We start from the raw sequence: 13,904 nt of genomic DNA, 5'->3' as shown, positions 1-13,904 counted from the left end.
TCGCTGCAGCCAGTCAGAACTTGTAGGTCAGGCGCGCATATACCGTCCTGCCCAGCGGGTCGGCGTAGCGCGCATCGTAGCCCAGCTGGAAGTTGGTGACCTGGTTGGTGAAGGGCGGCTCTTCGTCGAACAGGTTCTTGATGCCGGCCGTCAGCTCGAACTGCTTGTTGCCGGTGTAGGTGGCCGACAGCGCCCAGGTCGAATAATGCTCGACCTTGTTGGCGAACTCGGGCGCCACGGCCGTGTTCTGGTCGTCGTAGTGCGACATGTAGCGGTTCGACAGGTTGAAGGCGTAGTCCCCTTTCACCAGCGTCAGCAGGAGGTTGTGGCGCCAGCGGAAGACCGGGTTGGCGTCGGCGTAGCGCCCGGCGTTTTCGGTGAACGGGCCGCCGCGTTCGTTCTGGTAGTCGTACTTGTTGACGTAGGTGCCGTCCAGGCTGAGGCTGACGTTGCCAAAGGGGTTGCGCGGCAGCCGGTACAGCACGGACAGGTCGAGGCCGCGGGTGTGCACTTCGCCCAGGTTGCTGGTGATGTCGAGCACGTATTCCAGGCGGTTGCCGGCCGCGTTGTAGACGAACAGGTCCTGGTAGCGCACAGGGTCGCCGAAGATGGTCTGCTCGGCCAGTGCGTTGATCTGGTCCTCGAGCTTGATGTTCCAGTAGTCGATCGACACGGTCAGCGCCGGGATCGGCTCGATCACGAGGCCGGCGCTCCAGGTGCGCGAGCGCTCCGGCTCGAGGTTCGGATTGCCGCCGCCGCGCACGTTCTGCTGCTGCCCGCAGACGATGTTTGGGTTGGCGCCGGGGATGGCCACGCCGCCCGGGCACAGGCGCGGGTCGTCGTAGGTGTCGGAGCTGTTGGTGGTCGACTGCGGGCCGAACAGGTCGAACAGGGTCGGCGCGCGGAAGCCTTTGTTGAACGAGCCGCGTACCAGGAGCTGGCGCGCCGGCTGGTAGCGCAGCGACACCTTCGGGTTGAAGCTGTCGCCGACGTCGGTGTAATGGTCGTAACGGCCGGCGAAGTTCAGTTCCAGGTCCTTGATGACCGGCACGTTAAATTCGGTGAAGATGGCGGCGATGCTGCGCTGGCCCGACTGGTCCTGGGCGTCGGCGAAGCCCGAGCTCGACGCCTGTCCGGCCAGATCGCGATTGATGAAGTACTTGGCGCGGTCGCGCCGGAACTCGGCGCCAAGGGCAAAGCCGAGCGGGCCGGCCGGCAGCGCCATCAGTTCGCGGCTGGCGCGTGCGTCGACCGCGCTGCTGTGGATGCGGGCGTGCAGGTATTCGCCCAGCAGCAGCGAGTCCTGCAGGAAGGTGGCACCGTCCGGGCTTTGCGGCCCGAAGGGATTGAGGATGCCGGCGCCGACGCCGTCGATGATGCGCTGGTCGATCACATAGCCGCCGCGGAAGGAACTGCGTGCCTGGCCCAGGGAGTGCGAGATCGCGGTGTTGTAGTCCCAGCCGGCCAGTACGCCTTCCAGGCTCGCCAGCAGGCGCACGGTGCGGCTGCTGTCGTAGTTCAGGCGCCCGCCGGTCTCGACAGGGCGCCAGCTGATGTCGAGGTTTTCGCCAGTCAGGCCAGGAAAGGCCGGCGTGATGCCGGCGCCCGGATAGTAGGGACTGGCGCCGGTCATGATGAGGCCGATGTTCGACAAGGGCGGCGGCGCCACATGCGACTCGTTGGTGCTGCGGCTCCACAGCAGTTCGACGCTGCCGGTGTGTTCGGGCGTGAACTGGCGGTTGAACTTGCCCATGGCGCTGTACTGGCGTGTTTCCGGCACGTTGTCGACATACTGGGTGTAATCGAATTCGCAGACCGGGTCGCCGTCGGTGGCGGGCAGCGTGTCCGGCGGGCGGCAGCCGGTGGCGAAATACGGGTTGCCGGCCACGCCCAGGTCGGAGAAAAAGTTGGCCGGGAAGGTGGTGCGGCTGACCTCGTTCATGCCGCGGTCGGGCCGCACGCCGGTGCGCGAGAAGCTGCGGTCGGTGGCGCGCAGCGCGCTTTGCTGGTGGTAGTCGAGCACGCCGAACATGCTGTAGCCGTCGCGGCCCAGGTTGCCCAGGCCGCTTGATAGGTTGATGCGCTGCTCGCTGCCGCCGCCGCGCCGCAGCGGCTCGTAGCCCTCGAGCGTGAGCGCGGCGCCTTCGACCGAGCGTTTGGTGATGAAGTTGATGACGCCGCCGATGGCGTCGGTGCCGTAGATGGCCGAAGCGCCGTCGCGCAGCACCTCGACCCGCTCGAGGGCGGCGATCGGGATAATGTTCAGGTCGACGGTGTCGGCGAAATAGGGGTGGTTCGCCAGGCGCCGGCCGTTGAGCAGCACCAGGGTCTTGTCGCCGCCCAGGCCGCGCAGGTCGGCACTCGAGCGCCCGCCGGTGCCGGAGCCCACCGCCGACGAACTGACGGTCTGGGTCTGGTTCATGGGAATGGTATTGAGAACGTCCTGGGCGGTGGAGAGGCCCTGTTTGGCGAAGTCGGCGGCGCGGATGGTGGTGATCGGCAGCGAGGTTTCCACCGCCAGGCGCTTGATCGACGAGCCCGTCACTTCGACGCGCTGCATCGGCTGGCCGCTCGTGTCCTGCGCTTGCGCAATCTGGCAGGCAAACAGGCCCAGGCCCGCAGCGAGGCCGCCGAACAGGCGGCGCAGGGTACGGGACAAGATGGTTTCATTCATTTCCGGCTCCTGGAATGGGGTTTATTTATTCCCCGCTCCTGGCCGGATCAACATGCATCGCTTGGGAAATTGATCGAGAGCATGGACAAGGTCCGGGCGCTGGGGTAGTCGGGACGAGTCTTGCATTTCACCCGGCGCTACGGCTGACTTCGATCAAGAAAGGCGGCGTTTTGCGTCGCCCGCATGCGGCGCGATAAACCGTGCGGATGAACGTGACGCGGGCGCCACACCATGCGATGTGGTGACCTCCGGCGCGGACCCGGCCGCGCACGCGATGCAGCCGGGTCCAGGTCTTGCAGTCCCGGTCAGAAGGTGTAGCGTGCTCCCAGGGAGAAGGTACGCCCGACGGCACCGGCGTAGTCGAGCGGGTTGTAGGCCTGGGCGCCGTAGGTCAGCGGATCGAGCGGCGCGACCTTGTCGAACAGGTTCTCGATCGTGCCGAACACTTCCCAGCCAGGCCGTGGTTTCCATTTCACGACCAGGTCGAAGGTCGTGAACGAGGCCAGTTCGCAGCCGCTGGGCGCATCCTGGCCGTTGGAGAAACTGCTGGCGCAGCCATCCGGGTCGCCCTTGAACAGCACGTTGTCGAGCGGGCCGCGGTAATTGGCGTTGAGGGCCACGCGCCAATCGCGATAGTCCCAGGCGGCGCGCAGGTTGATGCGGTGGTCCGGGGTGCCGATGCAGTTGGTGACGTCGCAGTTGCCGTGGGTGCCGGCGAAGTCGCGCTCGCTGCCGTCACGCTCGCTGCGCAGCCATTTGTCGAGGAAGGTCCATTTACCGTCGAGCAGGAGGTTGCCCCAGGCGTCAGGCAGGCGCAGCGTGTAGCGGGCGTCGACGTCGATGCCTTGCACCTCGGTCGAGGACGAGTTGACGTAGTTCGCCAACACCGCCGTGATCGCACCCGGGTCGCCGGGAATGCCGGCCTCGGCCGTGCTTGGGTCGCGTGCAACCTGGCCGTTGGCAATGGCGACGTCGATCAGTTCCTGGTTGATCTCGTTCTTGCGCTTGATCCGCCAGAAGTCGACCGAAATGCTGGCGCGCGGCAGCGGGTCCCAGATGATGCCGAAGTTATAGCTCTTCGAGCGTTCCGGCGACAGCGCCGGATTGGGGGAAGTGATGACGGCAATCGCGGCCGGGTCGCAGGCCGCTTCCACGCCGAGGCCGCAGCGCAGCGGATCGGCGGCGGTGGAGAAGGCTGCCAGGCCGCCGACCCCGTTTTCGGCGGCGCTCGGCGCGCGGAAGCCCTTGGCGAAGGTGCCGCGCAGGGCCAGCTGGCGCGAAGGCTGCCATTTGACGCCGACCTTGGGCGTGTACGAGCTGCCCACATCGGTGAAATGGTCCCAGCGCATGGCGCCGGTAATTTCAAGGCCGGGCAGCACGGGCGCGAGCGCTTCGCCATACAGCGCGAACACGTTGCGTGCGCCGCTATAGGCCGAGTAGCCCAGGCCAATCACGTTGCCGCGCTCGGTGCCGGTGGTCGGCTGCAGTTCGGTCTCCTCGCGGCGCCATTCCGCGCCGACCGCCACGCCGACCGGGCCGCCCTGCAGCTTGCCGAATTCGTGCGTGGCCTTGACGTCGCCCTGGATGATCTTGGTATGGGCGTCGTTCGAAATCGTCGGCGAGATCGCCTCGTAGACGCCGGGGCTGTTCAGACCCGCATTCTCGGCGATGCGCCAGACGGTCCCGATCGGCAGTGCCGCATAGGCCGGGCTGGTGGCCAGCGCCGCGGCGATGTTGGCGGCACTCGGGTCGAGCATGGCGAAGGTGACGTCGCGCTGCAGAAAGCCGTGGCGCGAGTTCTCCACATTGCTGCGCGAGAAGAGCAGGGAGCTGTCGAATTCCCAGCCGGCCAGGGTTCCCCTCAAGCCGGCCAGTGCGCGGATAAAGAAGGAATCGATTCTCGACTCGCGCGGCCCGACGTCGCCCGCCAGGTAGCGCAGGCGCGCCGGCGCGCCGAAGTAGGGGTTGTCCGGATGGGCGGCGCCGAACTGCACGCCTGCATTGCTGACCGGGCCGCCCGGGTAGCCGACGTTGGCGCTGACAGTACTGGGCGTGGTCGAGGAGGTGGTCTTGCTCGAGTACAGGTTCAGTTCGCTGTACGCCTCCATCTCCGGGCGCAGGCGCCAGGTACCGCGTCCGAACAGGCTGTAGTTCTCCTGCTGGGGCAGCATCTGGTTGTAGGTCAGGGTCGAATCGATCAGGCAGCCGCCGCCGGGGTCGCCCTGGGGATGGTCGGTGAGGTTCGCGCACGCCGCACCGGGGAAGGTTCGGGAGAAGCCGGTCGCCGGATCGAGGTTGCCGCGATTGAAATAATCGAGGGTGGTCGGGTTGCGCACGTTGCCGTTGATGGCGCTGCCGGAGGCGTTGTTGCCGGTGATGGCGCCGGTGCCGCCGAGCGCTTGCTGGGCCGAATAGCCCCACCGGCGCAGGTCGATGCGGCCGATGTGGTCGCGGCCGGAGCGCTCGCGCAGCCAGATGTCGTTCTGGCGCTTCATTTCGAAATTGAGCAGCCCGTTCCAGCCGTCGCGCTCGATGTCGCCGAAGCCGTGGGTGATGGCGAAATTCTGCTCTTCGCCATCCCATTCCTCCGTGATGCCGAGCGAGCCGCGCACGGCGGTACCCTTGAACTCGCGCCGCAGGATGATGTTGACGACGCCGGCAATCGCGTCCGAGCCGTAGATGGCCGAGGCGCCGTCCTTCAGGATCTCGACGCGTTCGACCGCGTCGGTGGGGATCACGTTCAGGTCGGCAAACACTTTCTGGCCGTCGTCGGCCAGGCCGTAGGGCGCGATGCGCCGCCCGTTGAGCAGCACCAGGGTCGAAGCGGTACCCAGGCCGCGCAGCGAGATGCCCGAGGCGCCGGCCGCGAAGCCATTGCCGAAGCTTGCGGGCACCGAGCCCTGGTTGTCCACCGACAGGGTTTGCAGCAGTTCGGCCACGGTGCTCTTGCCGGAGCGCTCGATGTCGGCCCGGTTGACGGTGAGCACCGAGGAGGCGGTTTCGGCTTCGGCGCGGCGGATGTTACTGCCCGTGACGACCACGCGCGCCACCGGCTGCGCGGCCGTGTCCTGCGCTTGTGCCGGCGGATGGGTCAGCAGGGCCAGGCCGATCGCGCCGCTGCCGGCGAACAGGCGGCGCACGGAGCGGGATAACAAGGTCTCAATCATGTCGAACTCCAGGGGTCGTGTGAAATAATCCCTGTCCGCATGGCCGGATCTTGCGTTGCCTCATGCCTAGGATCGAAGCGAGCTGATCCATTTCAAGGAAACTGCAATCGGACGGGGGCTTGCCCCGACTTTTGCATTGAAGGCAACACGACATCTGATATCTCTCAATGTTGAGCAGCGCGTTCAAAAAGCTGTCGGTTTGACGCAACCGCTTGACGGGTGCCCTGTAGAACAATCGGCAAATGACGCACTGCGACAAAATCCTTGCCAATCTTCATAGCCAGGGGTTATAGTCAATTCAACCTTTTCGGATTCCCCATGCGCCACGCTGCTTTCTTTACCCGCTATTTTTGGTTTAGCCATTCCAGCCTTCAGGCGGTGGAGTAGCGGCAGGTTCACGCATCAGCGAACACAGACCGAACGACACGAAACCGCCAGCGATGGCGGTTTTTTCATTTGCAGGCCAGATAAACGAACGGAGTAACGCATGCCACGTACCGACGATCTACGCATCCGCGAAATGAAGGAACTGACGCCGCCCTCGCACCTGATCCGCGAGTTTCCGGTGACGCCCGCGGCCGAGGAAACGGCCAGCGCGGCCCGAGTGGCGCTGCACCGCATCCTGCATGGCCAGGACGACCGCCTGATGGTGGTAATCGGCCCGTGCTCGATTCACGACCCGAAGGCCGCGCTCGAGTACGCGCGGCGCCTGGTCGAACAGCGGCGCCGCTTCGCCGGCGAGCTCGAGATCGTGATGCGGGTGTATTTCGAGAAGCCGCGCACGACGGTGGGCTGGAAGGGGATGATCAACGACCCTTACATGGACAACAGCTTCCGCATCAACGACGGCCTGCGCATGGCGCGCGAGCTGCTGCGCGACGTCAACGAGATGGGACTGCCCGCCGGCACCGAATTCCTCGACGTGATCAGCCCGCAGTACATCGCCGACCTGATCAGCTGGGGCGCGATCGGCGCGCGCACCACCGAGTCCCAGGTGCACCGCGAGCTCGCTTCCGGTTTGTCCTGCCCGGTCGGCTTCAAGAACGGTACCGACGGCAACATCAAGATCGCGGTGGAGGCGATCAAGGCCGCGTCCCAGCCGCACCACTTCCTGTCGGTGACCAAGGGCGGGCATTCGGCGATCGTCTCGACCGCCGGCAACGAGGATTGCCACATCATCCTGCGCGGCGGCAAAACTCCGAACTACGATGCGCCCAGCGTCGACGACGCCTGCAAGCAGATCGCGGCGCTCGGCCTGGCCTCGCGCCTGATGATCGACGCCTCGCATGCGAACAGCTCGAAAAAGCCCGAAAACCAGGTGCCAGTGTGCGCCGACATCGCGCGCCAGATCGCCGGCGGCGACGAGCGCATCGTCGGCGTGATGATCGAATCGCACCTGCTGGCCGGACGCCAGGACCTGGTGCCGGGCAAGGAACTGACCTATGGCCAGTCGGTGACCGACGGCTGCATCGACTGGGAAACCAGCATCGGGGTGCTGGAAGGGTTGGCGGCGGCGGTGCGCCAGCGGCGCTTGCGCGAGGACGCCTAAGGGCATGCGGCGCGGCTGTGCGGGTTGTGGTTGAACGCGTGGGCGGCGCTCCAGCTGTCGTGGTGCACGCGCTCGGGTGGAGCCGCCCACCCTACGGGTCTGTGCATGGGACGTAGGGTGGTCGGCTATACCGAGGTGCGTGCGCTGACGCAGCGCATGCGCCGCCCACGCGTTCAAACCCAACATGCACAGCGGCGACATTCCCGGTTATCGGACCACAACATAAGCTCATGGCCCGGCAACGCCGATTTGCGTTATCGTGAGCGTTTTCTTACGGCCGAGCGCGTTGTGACCCGCCGGCCACCAGGGAAGGTCCATGCTGGCTTACATAATTCGGCGGCTGTGGCAGATGCTGCCGACGATGGCGGGCGTCATCGTGCTCGTCTTCGTGCTGTTCAACTGGGTCGGCGGCGATCCGTCGTATCTGCTCGCGGGCAAGATGGCCGATGCGGCGGCGATCGAGAACATCCGCGCCCAGCTCGGCATCGACCAGCCCTGGCACGTGCAGCTCTGGATTTTCGTCAAACAAATCCTGAGCTTCGATTTCGGCAACGCCTGGAGCACGGGCGAACCGGTGTCGCAGATCATCGCCAGCCGGCTCGGCCCTTCGCTGACGGTGCTGGTGCCACTGACCCTCCTCGAAACCCTGTTCGGCATCGCGCTGGCGCTGGGCATTGCGTTCGTGCGCGGCTCGCTCACCGACCGCGCCGTGATGGTGGCCTGCACGGTCGGCATGTCGATCTCGATCCTGGTCTATATCTCGGTGTTCCAGTATTTTTTCGCTTACAAGCTGGGCCTGTTTCCGGTCCAGGGCTGGGGGAATAGTCTGGGTGAAAACCTGCTGCGCTATGCGCTGCTGCCGATCATCATTGGCCTGGCGGTATCGATCGCGCCGACCCTGCGCCTCTACCGCAGTTTTGTCCTCGACGAAGTGCACCAGGATTATGTGCGCACGGCGCGCGCCAAGGGTTTGAGCGAAACCCGCATCGTATGGGTCCACGTGCTGAGAAACGCGGCGATTCCGATCATCACCCATGTGATGGCGAACCTGCCGGCACTCCTGATCGGCGCCTTCCTGCTGGAGCGCTTCTTCGGCATTCCCGGCATTGGGCGCGAAGTCATCCTGGCGGTCGAGCGCAGCGATTTTCCCGTCATCAAAGCCATCACCGTGTATGTCGCGGCCGCGACCATGGTGTTCAACCTGCTGGCCGACCTGCTGTATGGCGCGGTCGATCCGCGCGTGCAACTCAAATGAGGGCGGCCGTGAACGAGAACGCCGTTTCTCCCGGCCTGTGGATGCTGGCCTGGCGGCGCCTCTGCGCCGACCGCGTCGCGATGGCGGCGCTGGCCGTGGTCGGCGCTTTCCTGCTGATGCTGGCGCTCTCGAGCGCGGGGCTGATCGCGAACGACTGGGAAGAGGAGGTGGCGGTGAATTACGCGCCGCCCGCGTTTGTGGGGCCCGACGCCGCCACCGCCGCGCTGGCGCGCCCGCAGGCGCCGGCGCCGCCGAATGCCTTCGATCCGCTCGCAGCCGAGCTCGAAGCGCTGGAGGCCGAGGTCCAGGCCACGCACCCGCCGCGTGCGAAAGCGCTGACCCTGCCGTTCGGGGCCGATAAATGGGGCCACGACGTGCTCAAGAAAACCATCAAGGGCGGCGAGACCTCGATCGTGGTGGGGCTGGTGGCGGCCCTGGTCGCGGTCGCGCTCGGCACGCTGTTCGGCGCCGTGTCGGGCTATTTCGGCGGCGTCGTCGACGACCTGTTCAACTGGTTCTACAGCATCTTTACGTCGATTCCCTCGATCCTGATGATCCTCACCGTGGCCGCCGTGCTGCAGCAAAAGGGCGTGACGACGATCGTGCTGATCCTGGGCCTGACCGGCTGGACCGGGCCTTACCGCCTGATCCGCGCGGAGTACATCAAGCACAAGGCGCGCGAATACGTGATGGCGGCCGACGCCATCGGCGCCTCGCACTGGCGCAAGATGTTTTCGCACATTTTCCCGAACGTCTCGCACGTGGCGCTGGTGCAGCTGTCGATCCTGGTGGTCGGCTTCATCAAGGCCGAAGTGATCTTGTCCTTCCTCGGCTTCGGCGTGCCGGTCGGCACCGTGTCCTGGGGCAGCATGCTCAACGAGGCGCAGAACGAACTGATGCTCGGCAAGTGGTGGCAGCTGGCGGCCGCGGCCGGGGCGATGGCGCTGCTGGTGACGGCCTTTTCGCTGTTCACCGATGCGCTGCGCGACGCGCTCGACCCGAAACTCAAATGAGGCAGGCATGAGTATTGAATCCGACCTGCTGCTGCAAGTGCGCGACCTGCGCATTGCGTTTCGCGTCGACAAGAAGAACACGGTCGAGGCGATCAAGGGCATTTCCTTCGATGTGCCGCATAACAGCACGGTGGCGCTGGTGGGCGAATCCGGCAGCGGCAAGTCGGTCAGTTCGCTCGCCATCATGGGCTTGCTGCCGCCGGAGACGACGCTGGTCGACCCGCGTTCGAGCGTGCTGTTCAATGGGCGCGAACTGCTGGGGCTGCCGGTGTCCGAGCGGCGCAAGCTGTGCGGCAAGGACATCGCGATGATTTTCCAGGAGCCGATGTCTTCGCTGAACCCGGTCTTCACGGTCGGCTTCCAGATCGGCGAAGTGCTGCGCCAGCACATGGGCATGAACACGCGCGAAGCGCGCGCCCGCACGCTGGCATTGCTGGAGGAGGTCGGCATTCCCGATCCGGCCAACAAGATCGACGCCTACCCGGGCCAGATGTCGGGCGGGCAGCAGCAGCGCGTCATGATCGCGATGGCCATTGCCTGCGAGCCGAAGCTGCTCATTGCCGACGAGCCGACCACCGCGCTCGACGTGACGATCCAGAAAACCATCATCGACCTGATCGCGGCGCTGCAAAAGAAGCACCGCATGGCGGTCCTGTTCATCACCCACGACCTGGGCCTGGTGGGGGAAATTGCCGACCGCGTGATCGTGATGCGCCATGGCGAAGTGCGCGAGGAGGGCAGCGCGTCGCAAGTGTTCAAGGACCCGCGCGATGCTTATACGCGCGCGCTGCTGCATTGCCGCCCGACGCTCGACAGCCGTCCGGTCCGGCTGCCGGTGATCGACGATTTCCTCAGTGGCCGCAGCGATCCGCTGGCCGCCTTGCCGCAGCGTGCGCGCGGGTATGCGGCCGGCGATGAAAACGTGCTGGTCGTGAACAACCTGGCCAAGAGTTTCAGCTTGCGCGAAGGACTGTTCGGCAAGCGCGTCTTTCACGCGGTCAAGGACGTGTCCTTCACGCTGGCGCGCGGGAAGACCCTGGGGGTGGTCGGCGAATCCGGCTCCGGCAAGACCACCGTTGGCCTGACCCTGCTGCGCCTGCACCGGGCCACCGGCGGCAGCGCCCTGTTCGATGGACGCGACCTGTTCGCCATGCCGGCGCGCGAGTATGCGGCCTATAAACGGCGGATCCAGATCATCTTCCAGAATCCGTATGCCTCGCTCAACCCGCGCTTCACGGTCGGCCAGATCCTGCTCGAGCCGATGCGCATCCATGGCATCGGAGAGGATGACCGAAAACGCACCAATATGGTGCATTCTTTGCTGGAACGGGTAGGCTTGCCAGCCCAGGCTTTTCACCGCTATCCGCACGAGTTTTCCGGCGGCCAGCGCCAACGCATCGCGATTGCCCGCTGCCTGACGATGAAGCCCGAGATCCTGGTCTGCGACGAGTCTGTCTCGGCGCTCGACGTCTCGGTGCAGGCGCAAGTGTTGAACCTGCTGCAGGACCTGCAGGACGAGTACAAGCTGAGCTATATCTTCATCTCGCACGACCTGTCGGTGGTGCGCTACATCGCCGACCGGGTGATGGTCATGCACCAGGGCAGGGTGGTCGAAATGGCCGATTCGGACGAGCTCTACCGCAATCCGCAGCATCCTTATACGCAATCCCTGCTGGCCGCGATTCCCGTATCGCGTAACTTGCCAAAAGCGCTGCCCCGCGCGCCGGGAAAGACGATTTGGGCTACCATGGGCGGATGTCCCAGCTCTCCCTCCTGATCCAGAACCACGGTGTCTTCCTCGTCTTCGGCACCGTGTTGCTGGAGCAGTTCGGCCTGCCGATTCCCGCTTTCCCGGTGCTGGTGCTGGCCGGTGCGATGGCGATGCAGGGCGGGGCCAGCTGGCAGGTGGCGCTGCTGGCCGTGCTGCTGGCCTGCCTGATCTGCGACTATTTCTGGTTCCGCGCCGGGCGCTTCTACGGCAAGCGCGTGCTGAGCCTGCTGTGCCGCATTTCCCTGTCGCCCGATTCCTGCGTCAACCAGACCGAAGACCGCTTCCGCCGCTACGGCCCGAAGTCGCTCTTGGTCTCCAAATTCATTCCCGGCTTTAATACGATCGCCGCGCCGATGTCAGGTGCGCTCGGCACCCGCACGCGCACCTTCCTCGGCTTTTCCGCCACCGGGGCGCTGCTCTGGGGCGGCACCGGGATAGCGCTCGGGGCGATCTTCCACGACAGCCTCGACCGCGTGCTGGTGATGCTGGAAACCATGGGCAGCGCCGCCCTGACGGTGCTGGGCGGGCTGCTGGCCTTGTTCATCGCCTACAAATATGTGGAGCGGCGGCGCCACCGCGCCACGCTGGCCGTGCCGCGCATCGCCATCGGCGAACTGCTGGCCCTGATCGACGGCGGCCACGATCCGCTCATCATCGACGCGCGCAGCGCCACCGCCCAGGACCTCGCAGCTGCCATTCCCGGCGCGCTCCTGTACAACGACTGCGAACCGGGCCAGCTGATGGCCAGCCTCGACAAGGACCGCCACATCGTCGTCTACTGCAGCTGCCCGAACGATGTCACGGCGGCCCAGGTCGCCAAGCAGTTCCTGGCCAACGGTTTTCACCGTACCCGGCCCCTGCATGGCGGGCTCGATGCCTGGCATGCCCAGCATCCGGACGCCGACAACGCCGCCGCCGCTTAGGCAGTTCCCCAGAAGACGTAGTCGTACTACCTCAATGCCGTGGATTTCCTGCGTCAATGGCACGGAGTCCTTGTACCTAAACTACAAAATCTTCTTGTAAGTCAGCAAAGAAATCCAGTAAGCTTGGACATCCCTAACGCCGTGTCCTGCGATGACTGCTTCTCTGCCTGCCCACCTCTCCACCGCCGTTCCCTTCGAAAGCGCACGCTTGCTGGCCGATGTCGGCGGCACCAATGCGCGTTTCGCACTCGAGCTGGCGCCGGGGCAATTCGAGGCGGTGCAAGTGCTCGCTTGCGGCGATCACGCGACTTTTGCCGACGCCATGCGCGCCTACCTGGCCTTGCCTGCAGTGCAGGCGGCCGGCAAAGTGGCGCACGCGGCCGTGGCGATCGCCAATCCGGTCGATGGCGACCAGATCCGCATGACGAACCACCACTGGCAATTCTCGATCGAGGCGGTGCGCCGCGAAGTTGGACTCGAGACGCTGCTGGTCGTGAATGATTTCTACGCGCTGGCGCGTTCGCTGCCCCACTTGCCGGAGTCCGGCAAGGTGCAGGTCGGCGGCGGCGCGCCGCGTGCCGGGGCGCCGCTGGGCCTCTTGGGCGCAGGCACCGGCCTGGGCGTCTCGGGCCTGATCCCCAGTGGCGACAGCTGGATTGCGCTCAACAGCGAAGGCGGCCACGTCACGTTTTCGCCCGCCAACGAACTCGAAGTCGCCGTGCTGCAATACGCCTGGCGCGAGTTCGACCACGTCTCGGCCGAGCGCTTCCTGTCGGGCGCCGGGGTCGAACTGATCTACCGTGCGCTCGCGCACGCGCAGGGGCTGGCCGCCGAACCCTTGCCGGCGCCGGAAATTTCGCGCCGTGGCCTGGCCGGGGAGTGCCCGCTGTCGGACCAGGTGCTCGACGTGTTCTGCGGCATGCTCGGCACCATCGCCGGCAACCTGACCGTCACGCTCGGCGCCCAGGGCGGCGTGTATATCGGCGGCGGCATCGTGCCGCGCCTCGGAGAACGCTTCGCTGCCTCCTGCTTCCGCGAGCGCTTCGAACAGAAGGGCCGCTTCGTTTCCTACCTGGCCCAAGTGCCTACCTACGTGATCACAGCCGAATATCCGGCTTTCCTTGGTGTGTCCGCTGTTTTGGCGGAAAAACTGTCGGCTTGAAGCCAACGCGGCCGCGCACCCCTTGCGCAAGTGGCCGCACCAGGGTTTTATCGGTTACAATGGCCCGCAGTTGAAAGAAACGATGTCGATGTTGTCATGGTGCGCCCACCTCAAGGCCGCATGCCAGATCCGCGTTTCGCTGAATAATCATCTGTAGAGCGTGTGAAAAAATTGTCAGGGCAAGGGATGCGGCCGCCCGACGCATCGTCGAAGACAGTACGTCGGTACGGCGAGACGATGCAACGCCGCCATGGCGATTTTTTCACATGCTCGTAGGCCGCCCGCCTGGCACGCGAGCAGCTCTGTGGCCGGGTCCTGTCCCGCCACCGTTATTCCGCCCGCCGCGTCCAAGCGCGGGCCCTTGATTCCTGTTTAAAGAAGTAGCTGCGC

8 protein-coding genes are annotated in these 13,904 nt (G+C 65.4%); 6 read left to right on the top strand and 2 right to left on the bottom strand.

Going from position 1 to position 13,904, the window contains the following annotated elements; translation table 11 throughout:
- Nucleotides 1-13: 13 nt before the first annotated feature.
- Together NMB41_RS18875 and NMB41_RS18870 are read right to left on the bottom strand one after the other, a co-directional pair.
- Complete coding sequence (locus tag NMB41_RS18875) at nucleotides 14-2,674, bottom strand: TonB-dependent receptor (protein WP_494379336.1); 2,661 nt, start codon at nucleotides 2,672-2,674, stop codon at nucleotides 14-16.
- A gap of 305 nt (nucleotides 2,675-2,979) precedes the next feature.
- Nucleotides 2,980-5,841 carry a TonB-dependent receptor gene (locus NMB41_RS18870; protein ID WP_494379335.1) on the bottom strand — a complete coding sequence of 954 codons (2,862 nt, stop codon included), beginning with the start codon at nucleotides 5,839-5,841 and terminating at the stop codon, nucleotides 2,980-2,982.
- A gap of 487 nt (nucleotides 5,842-6,328) precedes the next feature.
- Between NMB41_RS18870 and aroG the strand changes: the two genes are divergently transcribed.
- From aroG to NMB41_RS18840, 6 genes are all read left to right on the top strand, one after another.
- Nucleotides 6,329-7,390, top strand: a complete 1,062-nt coding sequence (gene aroG / locus NMB41_RS18865; protein ID WP_494379334.1) for a 3-deoxy-7-phosphoheptulonate synthase AroG — start codon at nucleotides 6,329-6,331, stop codon at nucleotides 7,388-7,390.
- 316 nt (nucleotides 7,391-7,706) lie between these two features.
- On the top strand, nucleotides 7,707-8,645 hold the full coding sequence (locus NMB41_RS18860; protein ID WP_494379333.1) for an ABC transporter permease: 939 nt from the start codon (nucleotides 7,707-7,709) through the stop codon (nucleotides 8,643-8,645).
- Nucleotides 8,642-9,658, top strand: coding sequence for an ABC transporter permease (locus NMB41_RS18855; RefSeq protein ID WP_494379332.1), 1,017 nt, complete (start codon nucleotides 8,642-8,644; stop codon nucleotides 9,656-9,658). Before NMB41_RS18860 ends, NMB41_RS18855 begins: the two co-directional genes overlap by 4 nt.
- A gap of 7 nt (nucleotides 9,659-9,665) precedes the next feature.
- Nucleotides 9,666-11,435 carry an ABC transporter ATP-binding protein gene (locus NMB41_RS18850; protein ID WP_494379331.1) on the top strand — a complete coding sequence of 590 codons (1,770 nt, stop codon included), beginning with the start codon at nucleotides 9,666-9,668 and terminating at the stop codon, nucleotides 11,433-11,435.
- Nucleotides 11,414-12,352, top strand: a complete 939-nt coding sequence (locus tag NMB41_RS18845) for a DedA family protein/thiosulfate sulfurtransferase GlpE (protein ID WP_494379330.1) — start codon at nucleotides 11,414-11,416, stop codon at nucleotides 12,350-12,352. The genes NMB41_RS18850 and NMB41_RS18845 overlap by 22 nt, the downstream gene beginning before the upstream one ends.
- 151 nt (nucleotides 12,353-12,503) lie before the next feature.
- Nucleotides 12,504-13,514 carry a glucokinase gene (locus NMB41_RS18840; RefSeq protein ID WP_494379329.1) on the top strand — a complete coding sequence of 337 codons (1,011 nt, stop codon included), beginning with the start codon at nucleotides 12,504-12,506 and terminating at the stop codon, nucleotides 13,512-13,514.
- Nucleotides 13,515-13,904: the final 390 nt, after the last annotated feature.

The sequence above is a fragment of the Massilia sp. FBCC-B171 genome, assembly GCF_059134155.1.
This window is presented reverse-complemented; position numbering and strand designations above follow the sequence as displayed.